This window comes from Paenibacillus tyrphae, assembly GCF_024158745.1.
GTDB classification, from domain to species: domain Bacteria; phylum Bacillota; class Bacilli; order Paenibacillales; family NBRC-103111; genus Paenibacillus_G; species Paenibacillus_G tyrfis_A.
Genome location: NZ_JAMZAW010000017.1, coordinates 23,568 through 49,638, shown reverse-complemented (window position 1 = coordinate 49,638; position 26,071 = coordinate 23,568). Strand labels below are relative to the sequence as shown.

The 26,071-nt window shown below is 57.1% G+C and carries 19 protein-coding genes; 11 read left to right on the top strand and 8 right to left on the bottom strand.

Features of this window, described 5'->3' with window-relative positions:
* The first annotated feature begins 25 nt into the window (after positions 1 to 25).
* The 3 genes from NI000_RS23860 (at position 26) to NI000_RS23850 (ending at position 5,358) form a co-directional block, all read left to right on the top strand.
* Positions 26 to 2,467 carry an O-antigen ligase family protein gene (locus NI000_RS23860; protein WP_253413892.1) on the top strand — a complete coding sequence of 814 codons (2,442 nt, stop codon included), beginning with the start codon at positions 26 to 28 and terminating at the stop codon, positions 2,465 to 2,467.
* Between the two features lie 54 nt (positions 2,468 to 2,521).
* Positions 2,522 to 3,550 (top strand): phosphotransferase family protein, encoded by a 1,029-nt coding sequence (locus NI000_RS23855; RefSeq protein ID WP_253413891.1) that lies wholly within the window; start codon positions 2,522 to 2,524, stop codon positions 3,548 to 3,550.
* A 569-nt stretch (positions 3,551 to 4,119) separates the two neighbouring features.
* Positions 4,120 to 5,358: an aminopeptidase gene (locus tag NI000_RS23850; protein WP_253413890.1), complete on the top strand. Its 1,239-nt coding sequence runs from the start codon at positions 4,120 to 4,122 to the stop codon at positions 5,356 to 5,358.
* 48 nt (positions 5,359 to 5,406) lie between these two features.
* Here the strand turns inward: NI000_RS23850 and NI000_RS23845 are convergent, their stop codons facing one another.
* Complete coding sequence (locus NI000_RS23845) at positions 5,407 to 5,991, bottom strand: thymidine kinase (protein WP_253413889.1); 585 nt, start codon at positions 5,989 to 5,991, stop codon at positions 5,407 to 5,409.
* Positions 5,992 to 6,160: 169 nt separating this feature from the next.
* On the opposite strand from NI000_RS23845, the gene NI000_RS23840 reads away from it, so the two are divergent.
* A complete protein-coding gene (locus NI000_RS23840) occupies positions 6,161 to 7,897 on the top strand; it encodes a hypothetical protein (protein WP_253413888.1) in 1,737 nt (578 codons plus the stop codon).
* A 106-nt stretch (positions 7,898 to 8,003) separates the two neighbouring features.
* Positions 8,004 to 8,462 (top strand): GNAT family N-acetyltransferase, encoded by a 459-nt coding sequence (locus tag NI000_RS23835; RefSeq protein WP_253413887.1) that lies wholly within the window; start codon positions 8,004 to 8,006, stop codon positions 8,460 to 8,462.
* Between the two features lie 87 nt (positions 8,463 to 8,549).
* On the opposite strand, the gene NI000_RS23830 is transcribed toward NI000_RS23835, so the two are convergent.
* Positions 8,550 to 10,382 carry a PAS domain-containing sensor histidine kinase gene (locus NI000_RS23830; protein WP_253413886.1) on the bottom strand — a complete coding sequence of 611 codons (1,833 nt, stop codon included), beginning with the start codon at positions 10,380 to 10,382 and terminating at the stop codon, positions 8,550 to 8,552.
* 514 nt (positions 10,383 to 10,896) lie between these two features.
* On the opposite strand from NI000_RS23830, the gene NI000_RS23825 reads away from it, so the two are divergent.
* On the top strand, positions 10,897 to 11,289 hold the full coding sequence (locus tag NI000_RS23825) for a hypothetical protein (RefSeq protein ID WP_253413885.1): 393 nt from the start codon (positions 10,897 to 10,899) through the stop codon (positions 11,287 to 11,289).
* Positions 11,290 to 11,367: 78 nt separating this feature from the next.
* On the opposite strand, the gene NI000_RS23820 is transcribed toward NI000_RS23825, so the two are convergent.
* The 3 genes from NI000_RS23820 to NI000_RS23810 all read right to left on the bottom strand — a co-directional run bounded on the left by NI000_RS23820 (position 11,368) and on the right by NI000_RS23810 (position 14,740).
* Positions 11,368 to 12,108 (bottom strand): hypothetical protein, encoded by a 741-nt coding sequence (locus tag NI000_RS23820; protein ID WP_253413884.1) that lies wholly within the window; start codon positions 12,106 to 12,108, stop codon positions 11,368 to 11,370.
* A gap of 182 nt (positions 12,109 to 12,290) precedes the next feature.
* Complete coding sequence (locus NI000_RS23815; RefSeq protein ID WP_253413883.1) at positions 12,291 to 12,839, bottom strand: hypothetical protein; 549 nt, start codon at positions 12,837 to 12,839, stop codon at positions 12,291 to 12,293.
* Positions 12,840 to 12,943: 104 nt separating this feature from the next.
* Complete coding sequence (locus tag NI000_RS23810) at positions 12,944 to 14,740, bottom strand: ABC transporter substrate-binding protein (protein WP_253413882.1); 1,797 nt, start codon at positions 14,738 to 14,740, stop codon at positions 12,944 to 12,946.
* 153 nt (positions 14,741 to 14,893) lie between these two features.
* Between NI000_RS23810 and NI000_RS23805 the strand changes: the two genes are divergently transcribed.
* The 5 genes from NI000_RS23805 to NI000_RS23785 all read left to right on the top strand — a co-directional run bounded on the left by NI000_RS23805 (position 14,894) and on the right by NI000_RS23785 (position 21,659).
* Positions 14,894 to 15,247: a hypothetical protein gene (locus NI000_RS23805; RefSeq protein ID WP_253413881.1), complete on the top strand. Its 354-nt coding sequence runs from the start codon at positions 14,894 to 14,896 to the stop codon at positions 15,245 to 15,247.
* 502 nt (positions 15,248 to 15,749) lie between these two features.
* On the top strand, positions 15,750 to 16,505 hold the full coding sequence (locus tag NI000_RS23800; protein ID WP_253413880.1) for a DUF4153 domain-containing protein: 756 nt from the start codon (positions 15,750 to 15,752) through the stop codon (positions 16,503 to 16,505).
* A gap of 77 nt (positions 16,506 to 16,582) precedes the next feature.
* A complete protein-coding gene (locus NI000_RS23795; protein ID WP_253413879.1) occupies positions 16,583 to 19,687 on the top strand; it encodes a hybrid sensor histidine kinase/response regulator in 3,105 nt (1,034 codons plus the stop codon).
* 77 nt (positions 19,688 to 19,764) lie between these two features.
* Entirely contained in the window at positions 19,765 to 20,301 is a 537-nt protein-coding gene (locus tag NI000_RS23790) for a stalk domain-containing protein (RefSeq protein WP_309247925.1), read from the top strand.
* Positions 20,302 to 20,459: 158 nt separating this feature from the next.
* Positions 20,460 to 21,659, top strand: coding sequence for a DUF418 domain-containing protein (locus NI000_RS23785; RefSeq protein ID WP_253413877.1), 1,200 nt, complete (start codon positions 20,460 to 20,462; stop codon positions 21,657 to 21,659).
* Between the two features lie 269 nt (positions 21,660 to 21,928).
* Here the strand turns inward: NI000_RS23785 and NI000_RS23780 are convergent, their stop codons facing one another.
* From NI000_RS23780 to shc, 3 genes are read right to left on the bottom strand one after another with little or no spacing between them, the layout of a single operon-like run.
* Positions 21,929 to 23,371, bottom strand: coding sequence for a sensor histidine kinase (locus NI000_RS23780; protein ID WP_253413876.1), 1,443 nt, complete (start codon positions 23,369 to 23,371; stop codon positions 21,929 to 21,931).
* Positions 23,368 to 24,057, bottom strand: coding sequence for a response regulator transcription factor (locus tag NI000_RS23775; protein WP_253413875.1), 690 nt, complete (start codon positions 24,055 to 24,057; stop codon positions 23,368 to 23,370). The genes NI000_RS23780 and NI000_RS23775 overlap by 4 nt, the downstream gene beginning before the upstream one ends.
* 34 nt (positions 24,058 to 24,091) lie before the next feature.
* On the bottom strand, positions 24,092 to 26,005 hold the full coding sequence (shc, locus tag NI000_RS23770) for a squalene--hopene cyclase (protein WP_253413999.1): 1,914 nt from the start codon (positions 26,003 to 26,005) through the stop codon (positions 24,092 to 24,094).
* Positions 26,006 to 26,071 lie beyond the last annotated feature (66 nt).

Genomic DNA, 26,071 nt, shown 5'->3' with positions numbered 1-26,071 from the left:
ATACAGACGGAGTTGAATAGTCGTAATGAATACGCCTTATGTTTCAAGAAAGCAGTGGCTGGAAAGCCGGGAGCAGGAAAAGGGGTCGCTGCTTTTCTATTTGGTGCTCGGATTCGTCCTGTTGTTTCTGTTCATCGCCCCGTTTCATCAGGGATTGTTTCTGATGTTCTCCTACGAAGCCAAGCCGGGGAACAACATCTTCTACAACTTCCCGCTGTACAGCTCCTATATTTTTGTTTACATCGCTTTGTTCCTGACTTCGCTGTTTTTAATGACTTCGTTTAAAGCGACCGGCAAGCGGGACATGCTGCTGCTGCTGGCGGTATGGCTCATTCCGCTCGCTTATCTCATTCCCGTGTTGACCCGCCCGGCGTCCATGTACTTGGCCCTGCAAGGATTGTACGCCGAGCTCATGTATGCGGCGTTTTTTGTCATCAGCTGGGTGCTGGCCCGGAACAAAAAAGGGGCGGCCCTCGTTCAGTACGGCATTCTGTATTCGGGGTACGCGCTCGTCATCTACGGGCTGCTGGTCTGGTATGGCAATATCCAAGCCCATGGCGTCATCATAGCCGACAGCAACGGCATGCGCCTAACGTCTTCTTTTACTTACGCCAACTCTTATGCCGCCTATCTGATTGCCATCATCTTGGGCGCGCTGTATATGATCGCCTCTTCCTCCAAATGGGCCGCGGCCGCAGGAAACGCCTTAATTTTGGCGCCGGCTCTGCTGTCTCTCATCTTGACTTTATCCCGAGGCGGTCTCGTGCTGCTGCCGGTCGTGCTGCTCGCTTTGCTGCCTTTCATCCGCTTGTCCGGGCAAATCGTCATGATCCTCAATCTGGGCATCGCGGCTGCCGCTGCCTTCATCCTGTCCGGGCCGAGTACGCGGATCGGAGCGGAATTGTTCAAGACCTCGAACGCAGCGCTGTCCGCGCAGGCTTGGCTGCAATTGGCGGCCGGATCGATGGTGGTGGCGCTGCTGTCGGCGGTCATTCACAAATACGTGCCTCCGGCGGTCCGGAAGCTGGAGGAAAAATTCAAGCTCCGCTATGCCCGGCTCTGGTTCCCGCTGGTGATCCTGCTGGTCGGCGGCATCGGCATCGCGGTCGTGCTGAACAGCCAGTGGGTGCTGAACCTGCTGCCCGAAAATCTGCAGCAGCGGATTGCAAGCATCAACTTCCAGCAGCACAGCGTGCAGGAGCGGGGGTATTTTTACAAGGATGCGATGCAAATCGTAAACGAAGCGCCGTTGTTCGGGAAAGGCGGCGGGGCATGGGCCGCGCTGTATCAATCGCACCAAAGCTACGGCTATGCCTCGAACCAGGCGCATAACTTTTTGTTCCAGACCTTGACGGATATCGGCTGGGGCGGCGCGCTGCTGCTGTTTACTTTTATCGGCTGTATCGTGTACTTTTACGTGCGTCATGTGATCCAGCATCACGAGACGGAGGACGGAAGGCGGCATTTCGTTTATTTCATCGTGCTGGTTGCCATCCTTGCCCACAGCTTCATGGACTTCGATTTAAGCTACGGCTATTTGTCCGCTCTTGTCTTTATAGGCCTGGGAGGACTGCTGGCGGGCGCTGCTCTGCCGGGGACCAAGGATCAAGAGCTGCCGATCACATCGGGAAAAGCGAAATGGATTTACCCGGGGTTCGTCCTGCTGCTCAGCTTGTGCATGCTCGTCGTATCAATTCGACTGCTGAAAGCGAACACCGAAGCGGGCAAGGCGTACAACGAGCTTTCGCAGGAATCCGTCCAACTGGAAAAGTTTGTCGGCTTCATCGATAACGCCATGGAGCTTCATTCGACCAATGCGGATTACGCGCTGCTGAAGATTCGGATCCTGAACGACGTGTACAACCAGACGAAGGACAAGCAGTATTTGCAGGAGGCCCAGCAGCTTGCCGCCCGGTATATGGACAACGAGCCTTATGCGCATGGCATCCACGAGAACCGGTATCAATGGGCGGTTCAGGATAATGCCCAGCAGGCACTGGCGATCGCGAGCGAGTCGATCTCGAAATATCCGTGGGATATGATGTGGTACGAACGGGCGATGGTGCTTACGTACGAGCTGGGGTACGCTGCGGGAGAGGGGAAGAAGCCGGCGGAACGAGACGCGTATTATCAAAAAGCCGTCGGCATTTATCAGCACGTGCAGGAAAAGCGGGAATCGCTGAAATCGATTCCGTCTTCGATCAGCGTGCCTCCATTTGAGATCTCGAAACCGATGCTCTTGGTATTGGGAAGAATATCCTACGACCAAGGCAAGTATGCCGAAGCGGCGGACATCCTGCGCCCGGCCTTATCGGACAACCTGGATTCCTCGGTGCAGCGGTATATCGCGCGCTGGTATGTGGCGGCGCTGCAGAAGCAGGGCAAGACGGATCAAGCGTGGGTGGACAAGCTGGTCGCCAAAGATCCGAACGAAGCCGAGGAGCTCAAGAAGCTGGCGGGAGCTTAAGGCAGCCGAGCCGGTCTGCGTTGGAGCATTAACGGGGAGAGGAGCCGTGGCGGTATGAAGGATTCGCGGCAGAACGCTGCACCGGGAGAGGACGGATGGTGGGAGAAAGCCGGTTGGGAGCGGGGAGAGCCGTTCGTGCGCTTAAGTCTGGCGGAGCTGAACGGGCTGTTGGAGCCGGCGTTCCCCGGAAGGTCCGTCGAGTTCGCGCATTCGCTCGGAACAGGGTTGAGCAATTCGAATTATAAAATACGCATGCGCGGGGAGGAGCGGCCCTATGTGCTTCGCATTTATCGGGGCGACGCGGACATTCTTCGCAAGGAGGAGGCCATTGCCCGGCTGGTCCGGTCCGCCGTTCCGGTCCCGGCCTTCCTTTTCACAGATGCCTCGTCTACCCGCTTTCCGCGACCTTGGGCATTGCTTGAATGGCATGCTGGGGAGCTGCTGTCGTCCCTGCGGCCGACCGCCTCTCAAGAAGAGCTCGCTTGTGCGGCGGCGGTGCTCGGCAGAACGCTGGCACGCGTGCATGCTTTTCCGTTTCCGGAGGCCGGTCTCCTCGGCCCGGAGCTGGAGATCCGCACGCCGATGCGGCTGGACGAGGCGATGTTCACCGGCTTCGCGGAGCAGAGCTTGATGCACGGCGAGGCCGGCCGTCTGCTCGGTCCCCGCCGGACCGAAACGCTATGGGCGTTGTGCAGGCGCCATGCCGGACTGTTGGAGGAGCAGCCGGAGGTATATTCCTTGATCCACTCCGACTTTAACGGTCGGAACGTGCTGCTGGCGCCGGACGGTTCCGGAGGGTACGAGGTAACGGCTGTGCTGGACTGGGAATTTGCCTTTGCCGGTCCGCCGCTGGTGGACATCGGCAATATGCTGCGCTATGAACCGCCGGGCTCCGAGTTCGAGCGTCATTTTATCCGCGGCTACGTGCAGGCGGGCGGGGTGCTGCCCGAACGGTGGGAGCTGAAGTCCAAGCTGGCCGATCTAATCGCGCTGCTCGATCTGCTGAACGGGGCGGCGAAGGCGCCGAACCGGGCCGCCGATCTCATACGGTTAATTGACCGCTTGTTGGCGGAGTGGGCATAGCGTACGGTTTCATGTATGGCTGCAAGGCGGATCGGACACACTACGGGCGATCCCAAATCCCGGAAGGAGGCGTCCCAATGTCCCGAGACAATGCCAACAACAACGGCAAAAAGTCCCAGCCCGGCAACAACCGAGACTCGGAAGTGGCGGAGTCCAAAACAAAAAAATAACGGGAATTCGCAGCCAGCCGTTCACGGCTAGTGAGGTTGTTGAGAAAGTGGGCAATCGAGGTAATACAGGTTACGAGGGGGGGTATCCACTTCCGACCGCTGCCCTACCCCGCAAAGTGAAGTTGAATCATAGAAGCTTAGTCCGAGTACTTTGCGGGGACCCCGGGTCATCGGGAAATTTGATTAGAAGCCGCTTAGTAGCGGACATTTCCCGAAGACAAAGGCGGCCGCTATCGCTTCTCCAGTGGATACCCCACCTCCGTTTGCATCTCTATTTTCGTAAAAGCCCACTTTCTCAACACTCTGGCCAGCCGTTCGCGGCTGGTTTTTTTGGTAAAATGCGGCGTAAACCGTTATACTGGGAACGTAGGACAACCTTTCATTTTTGGAGGAATTTTAATGAGCACATTTGCCCAAAAGCTGGAAAAATATGCAACGCTGGCCGTTCGGGTAGGCGCCAATGTACAACAGGGACAAACGGTTGTCGTCATGGCCCCGGTCGTCGCCGCGGAGCTGGTCCGGCTTGTCGCCGTCAAAGCTTATGAGGCTGGCGCGAAGAACGTCATGGTCGAGTGGAACGACGAGGAACTGACGCGGATCAAATACAAGATGGCGCCGATGGAAGCGTTTCACGAGTATCCGATGTGGAAGGCGCAAGGCTTGCAGGAGCTGGCGGAGAACGATGCGGCCTTCATTCAATTTTACGGGCCGAATCCCGACCTGCTCAAGGACGTCGACCCGGAGCGGGTCTCCACGGCGAACAAAACGGCCTCTACCGCTTTGAAAGGGTATCGCAGCCAACTGATGGCGCACCGCGCGTCCTGGACGCTGATGGCCTACGCAACGCCGGAATGGGCATTGAAAATATTTCCCGATCTTTCGCCGGAGGCCGCTCTCGATGCACTGTGGGAGCGTATTTTCGAAGCGACCCGCGTGAACGCGGACGATCCGGTCGAGGCTTGGAAGGAGCATAATGCCCGCTTGGCCCGGACCGTGAGCTACTTGAACGAGAAGCGGTACAAGCAGCTTGTCTACGAAGCGTCGGGCACGAGCCTGACCGTGGACTTGCCGGAGAAGCACCTCTGGCTCGGCGGCGCGAAAGAGAATGCCAAGGGCATTTTCTTCAATCCGAACCTGCCGACGGAGGAAGTGTTCACGATGCCTAGGCACGACGGCGTCAACGGTGTCGTCCGCAGCACGAAGCCGCTTAATCACGGAGGCCAGCTTATCGACGGGTTCAGCCTGACGTTCAAGGACGGCAAAGTCGTCGATTTCTCTGCGGACAAAGGCTACGAGATGCTGAAGCGGCTGCTCGACACGGACGAGGGAGCGCGCAAGCTGGGCGAAGTCGCGTTGGTTCCGCACGAATCACCGATCTCCAATACGAATCTGATCTTTTACAACACGCTGTTTGACGAGAACGCATCAAGCCATCTCGCCCTCGGACAAGCGTATCCGGTCAACCTGGACGGCGGCACGGAAATGAAGGAAGAGGAGCTGTCCCGGCACGGGGCGAACAGCAGCCTTGTGCATGTCGATTTCATGATCGGCTCGGCCGACATGAACATCGACGGGATTACGCAGGACGGCGTACGGGAGCCGGTATTCCGCGCCGGCAACTGGGCACTGCCCGTCTAAAACGCAAAACGGAGCAAGGCGCCGAGGCGCTTCGCTCCGTTTTTGTATTCATGAATGGGGTTGCGTTTGGTTGTTCTTTTGCATGGAGTAGCATTTGCGGCATACCGGCAAATAGCTTTCGTTGCCGCCGATTTGAATCTGCGCGCCCTCAAATACCGGCTTGCCGTCGGCAAGACGCATATTCATCGTCGCTTTGCGGTCGCAGTACCAGCAGACCGTCTTGATTTCCTCGATTTTGTCCGCCAGCGCAAACAGATGATAGCTGCCCTCGAACAGCTGGCCGAGAAAATCCGCCCGCAGCCCGTACGCAATGACGGGAATGCCGAGCGTATCCGCGATTTCCGTAAGCTGCAGCACCTGCTGCTTGTTCAGAAACTGCGCTTCGTCGATCAGAATGCAGTTCGGCCGCTCGGTCGCCGCCATTCCGACCATGTCGAGGCTGTCGTCAATGACGATGCCGTCCTTCTGCATCCCGATGCGGGAAGCGACGATGCCGACCCCGTCCCGGTTGTCCACCGCAGGGGTGAAGAGCAGCACTTTCTTTCCTTGCTCCTCGTAATTGTGTGCGACGCGCAGTACTTCGATCGACTTGCCGCTGTTCATCGTTCCGTAACGAAAATATAGCTTGGCCACGCCTCTAGTCCGCCTCTCCCTGAGAAATCACGAAGTTTATCATAGCACAAGTTGAGGGGGAGGTACAGGTTACCCCTTTTGAATGGGTAAATATGGTACAATGTGGACAACAAAGCTTGAAGAAGCGGTGATTTCGATGAAAAGCACAGGAAGCTATGTTCGGAAACCAATGTCTGGTCTTGAAAAACCGGAGCGGCTTTCCCCTCCGCCGGAGCCTCTTTCTGCGCAGCGCCGGGCCAGCTCTAACGCGGCTAGGCAGCTTGCTTCCGCTGCTGCCTTCGTTGCGCGAATGCAGCAGCGTTTCGGAAATCAGGCGACGATCCGTTATTTGACCGGCTCCCGGCATACCCATGCCCATCCGCCGGTCCAATGCAAAATCAACCTTTCCCCCATGATCATCCGATTGGACGACGACTTTACAGAGCGCATTGCCGAGTATAACAAATTAGCGGAGGACGCCCCTCTTTCTACTAAAATCAACGTGCTCTCCGAAATTGAACGGTCCTGCTTCCACTGGTTTGTCCATCGGCACTCGGACGATCTCCAAGAAGACCCGGAAGCTCCCCATATGAGAACGCTCATGGATCTGCTTCATGACGAACGGCAAGCTTTGGTTAAGCAATCGGTGACGGGTGGTAACCCTACAGCCGAAGACGGTGATCTCCCCATTGCCGGATTTGAGCAGCTGGACGAAGATAGCCAGCGGAAGGTACGCGAGATGTGGGACAAGCTGATCCAAGGCAGCGGAAGCATCCGAATCGTGGAGAAGGAAGGGCACGGAGACTTCAAGATGCAGATGCTGACGGAATTCTCGCGAATACTGGAAAGCCATTTCGGCCGGGGGCTGATGGAACGAATCAACGAATCGGATAAAAAAATTGAACTTTCCCCTTTTTCCGTCGCCAAGGACGTCGGAGTGACTGCTGCCGCCTCGCCAGTAGGCGATAATAAGGAACATGCCAAGCTGAAGAGGCTGTCTGGACAGCCGAAAGACAGGGACAAGTACAAGGAGATCAGACTTGACGGCTTGACCAAGCAGGAACGAATTTCCGCTCTGAACGACATGCGGAGGGAAAGGCCGGATCAGTTGGGTGTGGTGCTGATTTTGCAAGGGCGGCCGGAGCAGTATTACGCTTTTGGGGAAGGCACCGACGTGAAGGTGACGATGCCGTCCGATGTAAAGGAATCCTCTTTTTACTATGGGAATCGGCTAGTCGATACTGCGGGAAAGGAGCTGATTGCTCCCGCGTTCTCGACGTTAACCCACGAGCTCGGTCATGCTTTTCATATGCAGCAGGGGACGAAAACGGACAATGCCGGCGAATTAATGGAATGGATCGACGATCAGGACAATTTGGAAGCATGGTCCAATATGGAGGAGTACATTAATATCCAGGGAACGGAAAATCCTTTTCGAAGCGAGTACGGATTGGGCGAGCGGCACGGGCACGAGAATATCCCGCTTCTTCTCATGAACAAGCTGCAAGCGCGGCTTTTGGAAGCAGTTCGTTGGTTGGATGGGAATACCGATCTTGACAGCGAGTACAAGCAGGAGATGGATAGTGAACTCTCGAATTTGTCCACCTTCGTCTATGCGAATTGGACGGACGAGCATAAGTTAAAGCAGGCCAAGCAAAAAGTGGGGAATCTGCCCTTGCTTTTGAAACAAATGTGCGCCGAAGCGTTAGAAAGGCAGCGGCTGGACCGGATCGCATCGGACGAAGAGTCGAGGGGAATACGCCGATCCGCCCCGATAGCCATCCCCGGGTCCGACGAAAGGGAGCAAGATTCCTTCCGCCCGGGCGGGCTGGTTGAAAGCAACATGGACCGTTATGCCGAACAATTTGAAAGACAAAAGCAGCAATGTAACATGCGAGCCAAATATTACAATAAATTGGGAATATAGGCCGTAAAGCTGAAAAAACGCTTATAGTCGAATCTTCCCTACGCTTCCGGCGGTGCTTCCCGTATGATGGGGCTATAGACTAACGCTAACGCGAGGAGGAACCGCTTTGAGGAACGCACCGACGATAAGATTCGAAGCCATTCATGAGGATAATTGGGAAGATTGCGTGAAGCTGGAAGTGCAGGAGGAGCAGCGGAAAATGGTGGCTCCCAACTGGTATTCGATCATTCAAGCCGCCTACGATGAATCGTACACGCCGCTTTCCATTTATTACGAAGACACGATGGTCGGCTTTTTCATGTACGGCAAAGACCCGGATGACGGGCTGTACTGGATCGTACGGCTGATGATCGACAAAAGGTATCAAGGCCGGGGCTATGGCGAGGCTGCGATCCGGCTGGGCCTGGAGCTGATCAAGCGTCAGGAGGATTGCAGCCCCGAGATCGTCATCAGCTATAAGCCGGACAATGAGGCGGCCGGAAAGCTGTACGAGCGTGTCGGCTTTGTGACGACCGGTCGGATTATCGATGGAGAAACGGAAGCGAGATACAAGGTTTTGAGATGAGCACAGCGAACGTTCGCGCGCACAAAAAGGCTCCCTTATCTTCGGATGGATAAGGGAGCCTTTGCTTGTGTCAGGTACTTACGTGCTTTAAACCGGTAACGTTACCGTCACGGTCGTGCCCACGCCGGCTTCGCTTGCGATGGCCATGCGGCCTTTGTGCTCGGTGACGATTTTTTGGCTCACCATCAGACCGAGGCCCGAGCCGTTTTCTTTCGTCGTGTAGAAGGGTTCGCTGATCCGCTGGAGCAGCTCGGCGGGAATGCCGTCGCCCTCGTCCCGGAAGGTGATCGCCAGCATGCCCGGCTCGGCCAGGGCCGCCACAATCTCCACGGTTCCGCCCAGCGGCATTGCTTCGATGGCGTTTTTGACGATATTGATGAATAGCTGCTTCAATTGATTTTCTTCACAGCGAACCGCCGGCAGGTCCGTTTTGATCCGCGTCTTGAAACTGACGCTGTTCAGATTCGCTTGCGCTTCCAGGAGGGAGAGGACGTCGGCGAGAATGGGGCCAATTCGCTTATAATGAAAGATGGCCGCTCTTGGCTTGGCCAGCAGCAGCATTTCGCTGATAATGTGCTCGATGCGCGTCAGCTCCGACGACATGATGTCCAAGTAATGTTCCTTGTAATGCCCGGCGCTCTTCATAAACTGCGTAAAACCTTTCAGCGAGGTCAGCGGGTTGCGGATTTCATGGGCAATACCGGCGGCGAGCTGCCCGGCGACCGACAGCTTCTCGGAGTTGCGCAGCAGTTCCTCGGTAGCTTTGCTCTCGCTGATATCCCGCCCGATAATACAGATCCCGGTAATGTCCTGATCCTTGCCGACAACGGGCGAGATCGTGAGGCTCATATCGAGCGGCGTGCCGTCCTTGCGCTTGCGCTTCGTCTCGAAGCTGGAGATTTGCTTGCCCTGCAGCGCTTTGCGGAACAGCAGCTCCGACTCGATCCACAGCTCCTCCGGTATGTTCGGCGGACGCTCGCCGATCAGCTCCGCTTCGTTATAGCCGAACAAGTCGATGAACGCTTTGTTCACCTTGATCAGCCGAAGGTCTGCGTCGAGAATCGCAATGGTGTCCGCAGCATGCTCAATCATGGAATCAAGCTGCTGCTTGGTCGCGCGGAGCGTTTCTTCCTGCTCCTTGTGCCGGGTAATATCCCGGATAAAGACGGACAAGCCGGGCTTGCCAGGATAGCAGCTGACTTCCAGCCACTTTTTGACCAATGGATAATAATCCTGATAAAAGACGGGAACCGCTTCTTCGATCGCCCTCCAGCAAGCTTTGTAAAAGCCTGTGCCAAGCCATTCCGGCACCGTGCCCCGAATGCCGCGACCGAGCATATCCTCCCGCCTGAGCTGCAGAAGCTGCTCGGCGTTCCGGTTCACATAGACGAGCTCTCCGCTTCGGTTCAGCATAATGTAAGCGTCGGCAAACGTTTCGAGCAGGGAGGTCATGCGGATGAGCGATTCCTGAAGCGCGTTTTCGGCATCTTTTTGTGCGGTGATATCCTGGGTTTGCATGTATATGTAAGCTGGTCCGCCGCTGCTGTCCTTAAGTTCGACTGCATAAACGCTCATCCATAAGGTTTGTCCGTCCGCGCTGAGCCAGCGCATCTCGGTTTCGTAGCGGGAGAGCTGGCCCGATACGAGCTGGCTCATATGATGCATGCACAGGAGAAGCTCCCCGGGATGCACTAAGGTCTGAAGATTCATCCGCTCCAGTTCTTCCGTCCTGTAACCGAGCTTCGTGCCGAGCGATTCGCCGGCCATCAGCATGTTGCAGTCCTGATCGAGCAGGAGGGAGCCGGTGTGGGGGCTGGCGAAGCTTTTCAGCGCCAGATCGACAAGCATTCGTGAAAAAGTCCCATCCGCTTTGGTTTTCAATTGCTCCGGGACGAATGGCGATGCGAGCAAATCGTTCATGAATGAGACTCCCTCCACTTTTTTAGGCTGAAAGTTAACATTCGTCAAAAATCAACACAATTCCTTTTTTTTGCAGGTCCCGTTTTTTTACAAGTGGAAAAAATGGGGCGAAAGTCTCCAAATATTTGAATTGCTATAATAAGAATGGGATGATAAGATTAAACATAATATTTACCAGCAATTTCATGGAATTGCCACACCTGGGGCGTAGACAGATGGAGCTGTGCCCCGTTTTTGTGTACGAAAGTACAAAATCCGAAATGAAGGCTGCGCGAGGCGGGCCGGCATTTGACGGGGTCCAAGAATCCGCCATGAAGACAACGAAATAAAGGGCGAACGGCGTCGAAGGACGCAGTCGCCCTTTTCGCAGCTTTACGGCAGGTGTCGTTTTGATGTCCGGACATGTCGCTTTTAGTCATTTACAATAATGCAAAGTTTGGATGTAACTTTCGTTTGGCACGTCACGTCCAAAGGTATAATCGCGTTAAGCTAAATCCAAGGAGGCGGAAGTGAAATGGCAGGAAAGGACCTGAAAAGCTTGTTGTCGCCGCAGGAGCTTGAAGCATTGACGCATAGCCCCGAGGGAAACGGATCGGGAAGCGACGGGCGTGCGGAGCCGGAGAGCGAAACGGAGCCGAAGCTGGAACTGGAGCGGCTCAGGCTCGAAACGGCCCGGCTGGATCTGACGGTCGCCCGGCTTATCGAAAGGGTGGAGCAGCTGGAGCTCCGGCTGGAAAGCCGCTTCGCGTACGAAGCGGTCGGGGGCGTCCCCGAGGCGTTCGCGGCAGGCGAATGGCATGCACCGGAAACCGCTGCCGCGAAATCCGTTATGGTCCCGCCCGCCCCGGAGGAGCCGACGCTTTCCCGGGTGAGAACGTACGGCCGCAAAAAGCGGGACCGCTCCTAGGGAAGGCGGGCCGCCTTTTACGGCCGATGCTCTGGGTTGGGAGCTGCGGAATGCCCCAGGAACCGCAGAGGAGCGCCATCACGACTGCGGCATTCGCGGCGTCAGAAACCGGCCGATTTCCTCCGGCAGCACCTCCGTATCCCACGGATGGAAGTAATAGTTGTTGTCGTCGCGGAACAAGCTCTGCTTATGCGCGACCGGCTCGCCGGTTTGAAACACGATGCGGTACTCTTTCGGGTCTCCGCCGGTCACGGCAGGCCAGTAATTTTCTTTCTTTTGCCCGTGTCCGAGCAACTCCATGAACAGCCCGGTGTCGGCTCTTTCGAGCGAACGGAACCGCTGCCAGGCTTCCGCTTGCTTGGAGTAGACATACACGTCGATTCGCGTCACCCGCTCGGCCGGAAGATCCTTGTAGCCCCAGGAGCGGGCAAGCTTGCCATCCGCGTTTCTTGCGCTGTACAGCTTGTAGCCGCCCACTTCGTTGTCCGACTTGGCGGCAATCAGCGAGTGGTCCGGGTACCCTTTGACGGCATAAAGGCGCGTCCCTTCCTGTAAAAATGCCGCATCTCCGTCCTTCGTCACATAGCTCGGGTTGGTGACGGCTCCCTCGACCCTGAACTTCACGGTGCCGACGACCTCATCCGTCACGGCGTCCGGGGAGGCGGCCACCGCTTCATAGACCCCGTTATATTCCTTTCCGTTCAGCTTGACGAAATCCACCCAATCGATAACGGTATTTCCCGTCTTCCATGGGTCCGTTTTGGCATTGCAGGCAGGCAGTACGAGCAGCAGCAGGCAGAGCAGCAAACGCCAAACCATCGTCGTCACTTCCTTTCGTCCGGTTAACCGGGCAGGGTGTGTGCAACATAATGGACGCACGCCTTCGTCGGAAAGTTGCGCAGAGGCAAGAGCGAAGGCGTCCCCTTACGAAACCCTTACCCGGCTGTGACCGCAATAAAACCGGCCGGACCTCGGAAGGAAGGCGCCGGCCGGCGAATCGTTCAATGGCGGTGGGAGGCGGGGCGCCTTTTCGCGTTCCGGCAGCGCCGCTTGCCCCGGGCCCCGGTCCGGGCTGTACAAACGTGCTTGGCACGGTAAGGAACCGAGCAAGCCGTATTCGCCTGAGGAAGGAAGCGGATCGAACCGGCGATGCAGGGAGCGTCCTGATTGACCATTCGCTTGAGCAAGCGGATGGCCGCCCCATACCTTTTGTAATCGTAGTCGTTCGTCTTCGGATCATAGAAGGCTTCCGGAAGCTCCTCCGGGGTCATATAGGCGAACACGCGACCGCCGTGCTCTGCGAGGAAGACGAGCGGCGAATCGCCGTAGCCTTCACGGTCCCATTCCTGGCGCGTCATGCGGAACACCAGAATGGCCAGCGCGTCGTCATACACTTTGCCTTTGTACCTGAACCGGAAATGCAGCTCGTACTCCGTATCACTGTTCTGTCTCCGCCGGTCGATGACCGCGTACGTCCTCCACCACGCCGGGAAACGGAGGGTAAATCCGTATCTCGTGTTGCGATACACGAAATGGCTCGGCTTGTTCACGTCGCTCGGGTCCCCTTTCGAACCTAAGGTTGTGTTACTACTGTATTCGTAGAAGCCCCGGATTATAATCCCGCGTCGTCAAAGCCCCGAAACGCGCCTGTCAGTCACGGCTTAAACCAGATGTTTTTGAACTGCACCCAATCCAGCGCATCCAGCGAAATCCCCTTGACGGATTCATGGTAGATCGTTTTCAGCCGTTTGAAATATAAAAAGTGAAGCACTTGCTTGGCGGTCAAATGCGCTTCAATCGCCTGCAGCAGAGCCGAACGGCGGCAGGACGACGGCTCGCGCAGCGCCTCCTCCATCAGGGCGGAGACCTTGGCTTTGACCGCGGGCTCCAAATGTCGCTGCATGCTTTTGTACAAGTCGACGAGCCGGAGCTCCGCATCGTTGTCGAGCATGATGGAGAACAGCAGCAGATCGGCGTGCAGCCGCTGCTCGCTCTTGAACTCCTCCACGGACAGCAGCTTGATCTCCACGGCAAAGCCGGCTTCCTGGAGCAGCGCCTGCACATGCAGCGCATCCGGCTCATAGTGCGTGATCGTGCACAGCGTCAGCCGCTGGCCGTCATAGGCGGAGCGCTTGAGCAGCGCGCGAATCCGGCCGGTCTCGTGGGCAAGCGGCTCCGCTTCCGGCGCCGTGCTTCCATGCCCGTGGCCGATAAAGCTGTCGGCCGTATAGATGGCGTCGCCGCCGATCCGCTCAAGCAGCTTGCGGCGGTTCAAGGCGGCGCATACCGCGCCCCGCAGCGCAGGGTCGCTGAGCGGCCCCTGCTTCAGCAGGTTGAAGGTCAGGAACCGGCACGTCGCCCCCGGCTGCTGCACCTGCTGCCACGTTTCGGAAGCTTCGTCAGGCAAACGATAGTTGTGGATAATCTGAAAGCTTTCCAGCGTCCGCTCGCTGCCCTGCACCTGCATGTCGGGAATATGCCACAGCTCCACGCGGTCGAGGTGTGCCCGGCCTTGGAAATAAGCGGGAAAAGCGTCGAGCACGCACATGGACGCATCCAAATGCGTCAGCTTGAACGGGCCGGTGCCGACGGGAGCGAGCGCAAACCGGTCTCCCAGTTCCTCGCATAGCTCGGCCGGGACGATGGAGGCGCGGTTCGTGCCGGCATATTGAAGCAGCAGCTCGCAAGGCTCGGACAGCCGGATGATGACCGTGATCGGGTCCACCGCTTCCACGCTGTCAATTTGCCGGTGCACCCAGCTGTATAATGCGCCGGTCGCCAGCCGCTTGAGTCTCTCGAACGTGTACTTGACGTCGTCTGCGGTCAATTCCCTGCCGTGATGGAACTGGATGCCTTTGCGCAGATGAAACGTCCAGACCGTCCGCGCTTCGTTCACCTCCCAAGCGTGAGCGATATGCGGCTCGATCGTTTGGGTCAGCCGGTTGTAGCGCACAAGCGGATCGAACAGCTGGTGCACGAGGTGGGCTTCCGTCCGGAAATTGGTCGTGGCGGGATCGAGCGACAGCAGCGACTGGGTGAGCGGGAACCGCAGCGTATCGAAGCGCTTGCTGCCCTGCATTTCGCTGCTGTAGCCGAAATAGCCGGCCAACCAGCGGTGGAAGCTGTCCCTTAGCGAACCTTCGGGCGAAGAGACGTTCAGCTGCTCAAGCGCGCCCCGCAAATCTTTGCGCTCGACCAGGTCTTGCGCGATCGAGAGTATGAGATCCTCGGCAGGTTTGTAGAACGTCAGGGCGGACTTTTGACCGCGCCCGCGCTTCGGCAGCCAATCGAGCCAGGCTTCGTTTTGCATTTTTTTGAGCAGCAGCACGACATTGCGATGCGTGCAGCCGAGAGCGGCCGCCAGCTCGTCGAGATGGACAAGGTGCGGCTGCTGCTCGGCGATATGCGGGTACTGTTCGCGAAGGCGGATATAGTGGTTTGCCAGCTTCATAAGACAACCTCCGGGGGTTCGGAAAAATATGAAATTTACATTTCAAAATTTACTCTTTTTATTCGTGTTTTTCAAGTTACAATAAACGTGGATGGGCAATTCGACAAAATTATAGCGAAATGGAAAATAGTTCAATTACGAGGAGGAATTCGGATGTACTGTCCTTCATGGTCTGATCAAGAGCAAATTCGAGGGGTAAAGCGGCTTCCGCTTACGGTCGCCTGGGGCGATCAACTGCTGTCGGAGGCCGAAGCGGCCGTGAACGCGGCGCATACCGACGAGGAATTGCGGAGAGCGGTTTTCGCGCTGGCCCGGCTCGCCTACGGGCGCATTCACGGAAAGGACCTGCTCGACCTGCTGCAAGTCGACGACGAAGACATTTTACGAGACCTCGCGGGGGATATCGATCCTATAGACCAAGCAAGTCCTTACGAATTGCGGCAATGGGCTAACCGATGGAGCCGGCAAATCCGGCAGAGCACGCAAGAGGCGGCCCTGCTGCAATAAGCTAAGAGGAGGCTCGGGAAGCTCATGAAGACGGAATCCGTTCCGGTCCGGAGCGAAGGAAAGCTGCTGCTTGCCGCGCTCGGCTGTGCAGTCGTCCATCATTACTTGTTTTACGGAAAAACGTGGGGCGTCTCGTTTCCACTGTTTGTGATATTATTTTATGTTTTTTATTACTGGGCTGTTCGGGAGAAGCGGGAGCTTCGGCTGGAGCCATCCATGGCGCTGGCCGTTCCCGTGCTCTTGCTGTCCTTTACTTACGTGGCGCATTCGAACCTGTTTTTGCTCGTTTTTAACGCTTTGGCGGTGCCGCTGCTGATTGTGGCGCACACGACGTGGCATATGTCGGAGGGACGGGGGAAGACGCCGTTCATTGTCCGCCTGCTTGATCAGGTGTTCGTGCAAACGCTCAGGTACGTGCCTCAACCGGTCCGCGTCGCCTTTCGGGCCCTATCGTTCAAAGTGAAAGCAGGCCGCTCCCAGGGCAGGCGTCTCGCCAGCGACTGTGCCGCGCATCGATGCGACCGTCGCAGCCACCATCCTGGTTGTGCTGAACGCCGTGTACCTGCTGTTTGCCTTTGTGCAGTTTTCGTACTTCTTCGGAGGCGGTGCCGCCGAGCTGCCGGAAGGCATTACTTACGCATCCTATGCGCGAAAAGGCTTTGCCGAGCTGGTTGTCGTCACGCTGATCAATTTGACCGTTCTGATGATCATGCTGTACGGAGTGAAGCGTCCGGGTCTCGCCGCTTGGCGGTTTCTGCGCGCGCTGCTCGGGGTGCTCGTGGGCTGCACCAGCATTATGCTGAGCTCCGCCTACTTGCGCCTCTCGATGTACGAGGAGGCGTACGGCTATACCGTGGCCCGGCTGCTCGTGCACGCGTTCATGCTCTTTCTGCTTGTGCTGTTCATACTGGCACTCGTCAAGCTGTGGCGGGAGCGGCTGCCGCTGCTTCGGTGCTATGCGGCCGTCACCGTGACAGCGTACGTCATCGTCAATTACTTCGGCATCGATGCGGCGGTGGCGCGAGGCAACATTCAGCGCTATGAAGCGACAGGCAGGATTGACGCCGCTTATTTGGGCAGCCTGGGCTACGAGGTCGTTCCGCTGCTGCTGGAGCTGAAACGGAAGCATTCGGACGCCGAAGGGGTAGACGACGCGCTTCAGAGCTTCCGAAGCCGCATCGAGAAAGGGAAGCCCGCCTCGTGGACGGAATTCAACTGGTCCGAATGGAGAGCTGCGAAGGCGTTGGAGGAAGCATAGCGCGCGGGCCCCGGTGGCATCGAAATAAATTGGATCAGGCAACAGGAATGTAAGAACGCTTGTCGAAATTTACACCTATGACGCAGACATCCAACAAAAACGCCCTCAAAGTGAGTGCCGTTATTTTATTGTTCATTTCCGTTCTGTTTGGCCTTCGCTGGCTTTGGTTTCTGGCCTATGGTTCTCCGGAGCATCCCCGCGCGGTTCAAGGCGTGCTGGATCTGCGGGGCTGGAATCTGGAGCATTCCCGCACCCTTATGCTGGACGGCGAGTGGGAATTTTACCCCGGCGCCTTCCTTTCCCATGAAGACCTAAGGAGTCCGTCCACGGGCCATCCGCCGAATGTCGTCCAAGTTCCCGGGGACTGGAGCAAAGGCATGCCGGAAGGCTCGGAATCGTCGTTCGGCTACGGGACGTACCGGCTCCGCATCCTGGTCGATCAGCCGCTAAGCCAGCCGTACGGCTTCTGGATTCAGGAGATCATGGCCTCGTCCGTTATCGAAATTAACGGCCGGAAGGCAGCCGAATTTGGCCGGCCTGCGGAGAACGCGGAGGCGTACGAACCGCGAAAAGTCTCATACACCGCAACATATGACCAAGACGATGTGAAAGAAATCGAACTGCTTGTACGTACAGCCAATTATGAAAGCCCGGTGAACGGAGGCATTTTAAAGCCTATTCGCTTCGGTTCTCAGGCGGCCATTGACTATGAACGCTGGTATTCCATCGGATTTCAGCTCGTGACCTTCATCGTGCTGCTGCTGCACGGCTTGTACGCCATCATCTTGTATTTGTTTAACCCGCGGCATAAGGTGCTCCTTATCTTTTTCCTGCTGCTTGCGGACGCGGGCATTTCTGTCGTTTCCGATAATGAAAACCTTCTGATGATCTGGCTGCCGCTAAATTTCGCCTGGGGTCTGAAAATCAGGCTGCTTTCCTACTTGTGGCTACCCTTCTTCATGGTGCTTCTGGCCAGAAACTTTGACGGCCATGCCTCCGGTACCCGATGGTTTCGCGCCTATGGCGCCTTGCTAGGGCTCTACTCGGTGTTTGTGCTTGTTGCCTCCCCGCCGCTCATTTACGAATCGATGTACGTAAGAGTGTTTTCTTTGCTTTATTTGGCTCCCGTCGTCTGGTTTTTGGTTCTGCTCGGCCGCAAGGTGGCCAGAAACGATCAAGACGCCTTGTTTTTGCTGTTTGCCGCGATGAGCATCGGATCCAGCATCGCCTGGGGATATACCGCAGCGGTGAGCGTTTACTATCCGGTCGACATTATCGCCGCCATTATTTGCTTCTCGGCCTACTGGTTCAAGCGGTTTTTCCGCAACGCCGAGGAGAACGCCAAGCTGAACGAACAGCTGCGAGCGTCCGACAAGCTGAAGGACCAGTTTCTTGCGAATACGTCGCATGAGCTGAGAACGCCGCTGCACGGCATTTTGAATATCGCCCGGACCGTTGCGGCCAAAGAGAAGCATGCCATGGACCGCGCCAGCTTCGAGAACATGGAGCTGCTGATCACGATCAGCCGCCGGATGTCGCAGTTGCTCGACGACCTGCTCGACGTGGCGCAGCTTCAGGATAAGCGCATTGTGCTGCAGAAGGAACCGCTGCGCATTCAAGCGGTCGCCTCCGGCGTCGCCGGGATGCTGCGGTTTATCACCGACTCCAAGCCCGTTCAGTTAAAGATGGAGATTGCGGATGCGGTGCCGCCGGTATGGGCGGATGAAAAGAGACTTGTGCAAATTTTGTTCAATCTGGTACATAACGCCTTGAAATACACGGATGAAGGAACGGTGGTCATTTCTGCCGAAACCCGTGGCGAGCAGGTGGTCGTTCGGGTCTCCGACAGCGGCATCGGCATGGATGAGGAGACGCAGGCGCGCATCTTTTTGCCGTATGAGCAAGGGCCTCACGGAAGAACCGGCAGCGGGGGAATCGGCCTTGGCTTAAGCATCTGCAAGCAACTGGTGGAATTGCACGGCGGCGAGCTGACGGTCCGCTCCGAACCGGGGCGGGGCTCCGTATTCAGCTTTGCGCTTCCAATGGCCGTTTCGTCGGACTTTCCGCCGGAGCATACTCCGCAACGACAGATTGTTGAAGAGGAGAAAGCGGGGAGCGGCTTGAGCCTATCCGGGGACCTGAGCGGCGTGTGGCCTGACTTGCCGTCCGCAGCGCCTTCCTTTGCCGGGGAAAAAATGAACATTCTCGCGGTCGATGACGATCCGGTCAACCTGAAGGTGCTCGTCGGCATCCTCTCTACGGAGCAATACCATGTCAGGACCGTTTCGTCGGGCCGGGAGGCGCTGGAGTTGCTCGACGCGGAGTCTTGGGACTTGCTGATTGCCGACGTCATGATGCCGCATATGTCTGGCTACGAGCTGACACGGCAGGTCAGGACTCATTTTTCCATTTCGGAGCTGCCGGTGCTGCTGCTGACCGCCCGAAGCCAGCCTGCGGACATTTACACCGGATTTTTGTCCGGGGCCAACGATTACGTAACTAAGCCGGTCGATGCGCTCGAGCTGAAATACCGGATCTGGTCGTTAACGACGCTGAAGCAATCCGTCAACGAACGGCTGCGCATGGAAGCCGCTTATTTGCAGGCGCAGATCCATCCTCATTTTCTGTTCAACACGCTGAACTCGATTATCGTGCTGAGCGACATCGATACGGACAAAATGCGCGATTTAATCGACGCCTTTGCGTCGTATTTGCGGATCAGCTTCGATTTTCTGAATTCGGGCAGGCTGGTGGAGCTTTCCCATGAGCTGGAGCTTGTTAAGTCCTTCCTGTATATCGAGCAGGAACGGTTTGGCGACAGGTTATCTGTCTTGTGGGAGGTTGAACCCGATATGGATTTGATGCTTCCTCCGCTGACGATCCAGCCCCTTGTCGAAAATGCGCTCAAGCACGGCCTCCTTCGCCAAGGGAAGGGCGGCACGCTAGTGATCCGGATTGTCCGCCGCGAGGGCTCCGTGCTTATTGAAGTCAAGGATAACGGCATCGGGATCGAACCGGAATGGGCCGATCAACTGCTGAATCTGACGACAAAAAGCATAGGCGGAATCGGGCTGTCCAATACGAACCGGCGGCTGAAGCAGCGATATGGGAAAGGCTTGTCCATCCACAGCAAGCCCGGCGAAGGAACGACGGTATCGTTCGCGATCCCGGACAAGAAGTGACAAAAGCCCTAAAATAGACAAATAGTCTCTTTTTCCCAGCCCTATTTTTTGAGAAAATGGAGATTGGAAAATAGTAGATCAAGTCGGTACAGCTGAACGACGAGCAGGGCAATGCCATCCTGCCGATTACCTATGAAGGCAACACATACCTGCCGGTGCGAGCCGTAGCTGGCGCTTTGAAAGTAGCCGTCGATTACGACAAGGAGACAAGCACCGTCCTGCTTGGCGAAAAAACCGAGGGCGTGGCGATCAAAACGCAGAAGTTCTCCGATGCGGACTACTCCAAGGATAAAAAGCATACGACCTATGCGAACAAAGATTATCAGGAAGTCCTGTACGATGTGCGGGATGCCGTCCGTTCGGGTTCGTTTATGCTGTTCCCGGATAAAAAGTATCAAAAATTGGTTTTGCAGATCGGCGCGGATATCCCGAAGATCAAGATTGAGGACAGCGACACAAAAGCGCTGCTGAAAGAAGAATCGGTAGCCGTAAAAGACGGTATGAAAACGATCGAAGTCGATATCAGCGGTGTAAAAGAGCTGTTCATTTACTTCGAAAAGCTGAATTCGGATGCCGGCTATGTCGTTCCGTTAACGACGTCGTACTATAAATAAGGCTTATTCTTTTCCCGAAACCCCGGGTCGCTATGGCGATTCGGGGTTTTTGCATGCTAACCTCCGTCCGGCTTTATAAATTTCTTAGAATTGGCCGCTATGATAAGGGAGTGCCGGAGATCTGGCAGAAAGATCGGATTGACGAAAGGAGCCTTATCATGAAACCAACTTCAGCCAACGAACGAATCGTTCTTCTCGATATCGTCCGGGGGATCGCCATTCTCGGCATCCTGTTGGTCAATATGACCTTTTACAGCAGCTCGCTGCAAGCCATTCAAATGCAGATCGAGCAGTGGCCCGGGGCTTGGGACCAAGCGGTGAAAATGCTGGAAAGAATTTTTGTCGACGGAAAATTTATGGCCATGTTTTCCTTCCTGTTCGGGTACGGGATGATGCTGTTTAAGGAACGGGCGGAGCAAAAAGGGAACCGGTTCGGCCGGCTGTACGCCAGAAGGCTGCTCGCGCTTCTTGTCTTTGGGCTGATCCACGGAATTCTGATCTGGTTCGGGGACATTCTGGTGCATTATGCGCTGCTCGGATTTATTTTGCTCTTGTTCCATAAACGCCGGCCCAGGACGCTGCTGATCTGGGCCATCGGCCTCCTGCTGCTGATTCCGGCCGTCTTGGTTGCGACGGGAGCACCGGCTACGCCCAAGCTCTCGCCGGAAATGATCGCACGTGCACAAAAAATGATCGCACACGATCAACTGGTATACGGCAGTGGCACGTTTGCCGAAATCGGCAAGCAGCGGTTCGGAGACTGGGTCATGAGCTTTTTAAACCAGATTGCGTTTTATCCGCAGATTCTCGGTCTGTTCCTGCTCGGAGCTTATTTTGCCAAACGCCGCGTGTTTCACGACATTCCGGCTCATGCCGGCTTGCTGCGCAAGCTGTGCTGGTGGGCGGGGGGCTTCGGGCTGATCACGAATATCGTGGCTGTCCTGCTGCCGGATCAAGCCGCCTTCGCCGGGGCGAAAAACTTGTTTGTCTTGCTCGGGGTGCTGCTGGGCTCGCCGCTGCTCGGTTTGGGCTACATCTCTCTGGTCGCTTTATGGTTCAAGCGGTCTTCGCAGCATAGCCCGTTGTCGCTCTTCGCTCCGGTCGGCCGGATGGCATTTACTAATTATATCCTGCAGTCGGTCGTTTGTACGCTGCTGTTTTACGGGTATGGGCTGGGATGGTACGGGAAGGTCGGGCCCGCGGTAGGCTTGCTGCTGGCATTGGCCGTGTTCGGCGCGCAGATGGTGTGGAGCCGCTTATGGTTCAAGCGGTTCTCGATCGGACCGCTCGAATGGCTCTGGAGAGGGTTTACGTATTGGAACAATCCTTCGGCTTCGGCAACAAAATCCGCACGATAACGAAAAGAGATGGCCCCGCTAAGCGGAGGCCATCTTTGAGCTTGTTGAGAAAGTGGGCTTTAATAAAAATAGAGATGCAAACGGAGGTGGGGTATCCACTGGAGAAGCGATAGCGGCCGCCTTTGTCTTCGGGAAATGTCCGCTGATAAGCGGCTTCTAATCAAAATTTCCCGATGACAACAGCGGTCGGAAGTGGATACCCCACCCCCTTCGTAACCTCTTATTGTCCCATTTGACCGTTTTTTTCAACACCCTGAGAGATGGTCCCGCTAGGCGGAGGCCATCTCTTTTAGCGTAACGCATATTCGTGCGCCGCCTTCCGGGCGGTTGAACGCGGCGACATGACCGCCATGCTTCTCCGCCAGCTTTTGCACGATATACAGTCCGAGTCCCGCGTGGCCTTTTTCCTCGGAGCGGGACGGATCCCCCTGATAAAATTGCTTGAACAGATGCGCGAGGTCGTTCATGCTGAAGCCCCGTCCCGTATCCTGCACCTCAAAGTGCAGCCGCCCGTCCCGATATCCGATCCTCCAGCGGATTTCGCCGCCCTCCGGGGTGAAGCGAAGACTGTTGGCCATCAGGTTGTCCATGATTTGCTCCAGCCGGAGGAAATCGATGCGCAGCGGTTGATCGGGCGGCAAGCCGTCGGTGTCCAAGAGCAAGGCAATCTGTCTGCTCTCGCACAGCAGCTTGTAGTCATCGCGTTTACGCTCGAAGAACGGAAGGGGCTCGAAGGCGACGGGAGATAACGTGAAATCCGGACGTTCGATATCCGATATCGTCGTCAACTCGTCCAGCAGCCGGGCCGCCCGCTCCGTATTTCCCTGGATCGTCCGCAAATAGCGGGGGAGCCGGTCCGAGCGCTGGGCCGTCCCTTCCAGCAGATTGTCTACGTGCCCCTGAATGATCGTCAGCGGCGTGCGCAGGTCGTGAGTGATCGCGGCCACCATGTCGCGGCGCTGCTGCTCCATCTTCCATTGGGCCGTGAGCGAATCGTGCAGCGCGCGCCGCATCTCCTCGAAAGCGGAGGCCAATTCGGCCAATTCCTTGGAGCCGCCGACGTCCGCCAGCGTAAAATCCAGATCGCCCTGCTGAATCCGGCGGGCTCCGTCGGTCAACCGGCTGACCGGAGGCTTCAGCCGGGTTCCGAGCCTTCGGGCGAACAGAAACGTGAACAGCATAATGAAGACGAACGGAGCGGCCAAATTCGTAACGATGAGCAAAAACGTAGCCATCGGCTGGTCCGCGTTGCTTGTAACCAGACTTAAATCGTAGCGGAGAACGAATACGCCGGCGAGCCCGCCTTGGGCATCCGTTACGGGATAGTACAGCACGATCTTCCCGTTGACGCGCTCGTTCGTGTTCAGCTTCGACAGCAGCTCCTCTTTGGAAGAAATGTATCTTTTATCCATCGTGCCGTACAGGAATTTTCCCTGGGCATCGAGGATCTGATACTGAATGCCGGCCGCAGGGATACGTTCCTCCAGCGCGGTCCGGGCGTCGGGCGTCAAGAGCGCTTCCTTTTGCCTGAGGGCGTATCCGGTAATTTCGGGAATTTGCTTTTCGTAATAGTTGGCCGGGCGAACGGACTTCTCGTTCGTGAAAATATAATAAGTGCTTGCGCCCCAGACGGCGACGGAGCAGGCGAAGCTCAGGAGCAGCACGAGCAGAAAAGCGACGCCGAATTGACTGCGGAACGTCAGCTTGTTCATGACGCGCCGGCTCCCATTTTATAGCCGACCCCCCAGACTGTAGCGATATACTCCGTATGCGGGTCTGCCTCCGCCAGCTTGGATCGGATCTTCTTGATATGTTCGGTCACCGTGGCCGAATCGCCTTCCGCTTCAAGACCCCAGACCTTCTCGTAGATGCGGTCCCTCGACAGCACCTGATTCGGATGCATAATCAGCAACTGCACGATCTCGAACTCCCGGGCAGTTAACGGAATCGACCGGTTTCGGTAATGCAACTGGTAGGCGTCCAAATCCAGCATCAGCTCGCCGAAGTGCAGGATCGACCGGCTCGCCCGCGTCTCGCTGCGGCGCTCCCGGCGCAAATGAGCCTGTACGCGCGCTTTCAATTCCCGGATGCTGAACGGCTTCACCAAATAATCGTCTCCGCCGACCATCAGCCCTTGAATGCGGTCTGTTTCGCTTCCACGCGCGCTCAGAAACAAAATCGGGCACGTCACAAGCGGGCGTATGGAGCGGCATACCTCCCAGCCATCGAGTCCGGGCATCATCACGTCGAGTATGACCAGATCGGGCTGCTCCTTCAATAGCGCGAATACTTCCTCGCCGCCCGAAGCGGTCAGCACGGTGTAGCCTTCGTCCGTCAAAGCGTCCTCCATGAACGTCAGAATGTCCCGTTCGTCGTCTGCGATTAGGATTTTTTCCATAATTGTTGTCTCCTGTTCGTTGGCTTTCGTACGGTCAGGACCCGTATTTCTTCCTGTAATGGGCCAGCGCCAGCAGCGGCCAGATCAGGTTGTAGCTGTGATAGCGTACGTAAAAATCGCCGGGCAGCGCCGAGCCGGTAGGATACTTGGCCGGCCAAGAGGCGTCCCCGGCCTCCAGCATGTCCGCCAGCGCACGTGCCGCCCGGTTGATGGCGTCGGTCGGCGCCGGATGCACGGCGATCAGCGCATCGAGCGCCCAGGCGGTCTGCGAGGGCGTGCTGGCGCCCAGCGGGATGTAGAATTTGTTCCGGTCGCTGCGGCACGATTCGCCGAAGCCGCCGTCCGGGTTTTGGATGCCGGCGAGCCACCGCACCGCTTGCTGCAGCTCCGGTTGATCGGGCGGAACCCCGGCGGCCGTGAGCCCGGTTACGGCGGCCCAGGTGCCGTAAATGTAGCAGATGCCCCAACGGCCGTACCAGGAGCCGTTCCGCTCCTGACGGCCGAGCAGCCATTGTACGGCGCGCCGGATGAACGGCTGCTCTTGGCGGAGACCCGCCCATGTGCCCAGATATTCCAGCGTGCGCCCGGTCAGGTCCGCAGCTGAAGCGTCGAGCGCCGCCGCCTCTGCGCCGTCGACGGGCAGGGCGGCGAGCAGCGGGGAATTTTTGCCCCGCTCGAAGGCCGGCCAGCCGCCGTCGTCATTCTGCAGCGACAGCACCCAATGAAGGCCGCGGCTTCTTGCTTCGCCATACCCGGCCTCGGGCCGCCCCGGACTTCGGCGCAGCGCTCGCAGCGCGGCGGTCGTATCATCCACGTCCGGCACGATCGTGTTGACGTCGGAGAAGCCCCAGCCGCCGGGAACGGGGTTCTCGACATCGGTGCTCCAATCGCCGAGCTTCGTGTGCTGGCGCGAGAGCAGGTAGGCGTCCGCCCGTCGGATCGCCGGGTGCGAGGCCGGCAGCCCCGCTTCCTGAAGCGCATGGATGAGGAGCGCCGTATCCCAGACGGTGGAGGGCGAGTTTTGAATGTGAAGCTGCCCTTCGGGTTCGCAGGCGAGCGAGATCAGCCCTTGTACCGCTCTTACGATGACGGGATGCCGCTCGTCGTACCCGAGCGCCAGCAGCGCGTACACCATCAGGTACGTACAGGAAGCATAGCTGTATAGTGTCCCGTTCGGTTCGATCCGCTCAAGCATATAGCGCTCGGCATGCCGGAGTGCCAACCGGCGGAGCTCCTGCGGCAGGTAAGGCAGCTTATGCAGAGCGCGTTGAATGTCGTTCCACCAGCCGGAGAGGCGCCGGTCTTCTCCGATCTCCCTTCCCTCGGCATGCGCCGACCAGCGCTCACGGGCCGGCAGCAGCTCGGACAAGTCGGGCGTCCCCGCCGTTTTGACCGTAAACTGCCGGACGCCCAATATCGCAACGGGCGCCAGATGCACGCGCGCGTAATTGGAAAAGCGATAAAAGCTCAGCGGCAACGACCGGGGAAGCAGCAGCAATTCAGGCGGAAAGGGGAACGGCCGCGGCCAAGGGTACTGACCGATGACAGCCAGCATCACCTTGGTCAACAAGCCGCTGACATTCCGCAGGCCTCCCTTGGATAAAATAAACCGTCTCGCCCGCGTCATCGCCTCGTCGGAAGCAGGCAGTCCGGCATACCGCAGCGCCGCATAAGCCTCAACCGTCGCCGACAAATGCCCGTCCCCGTCGTCGTAAAACCATTTCCACGCGCCGTTCGCTTCCTGCTTCGATAAAATCCGGTTTGCTAAACGCCGTACAAGGTTTTCGTCCTTTACGTTTAACGAGCTTAACAACAGAATCAGATAACTGTCCGTCAAGATTCCGTTTTCAAAGCAAAAACGCCACGTCCCGTCCTGCGATTGCCGCGTCAGCAGCATCTGCATCAAACGATCGGTGGCGATTTCGACGATCCGGTGGAGGCTGCTCATACTCATCACCCTTTCCCCAACATTGTATGGGGTTCCCCGGCAAATCATGCGCAGGCTCGGGACGAG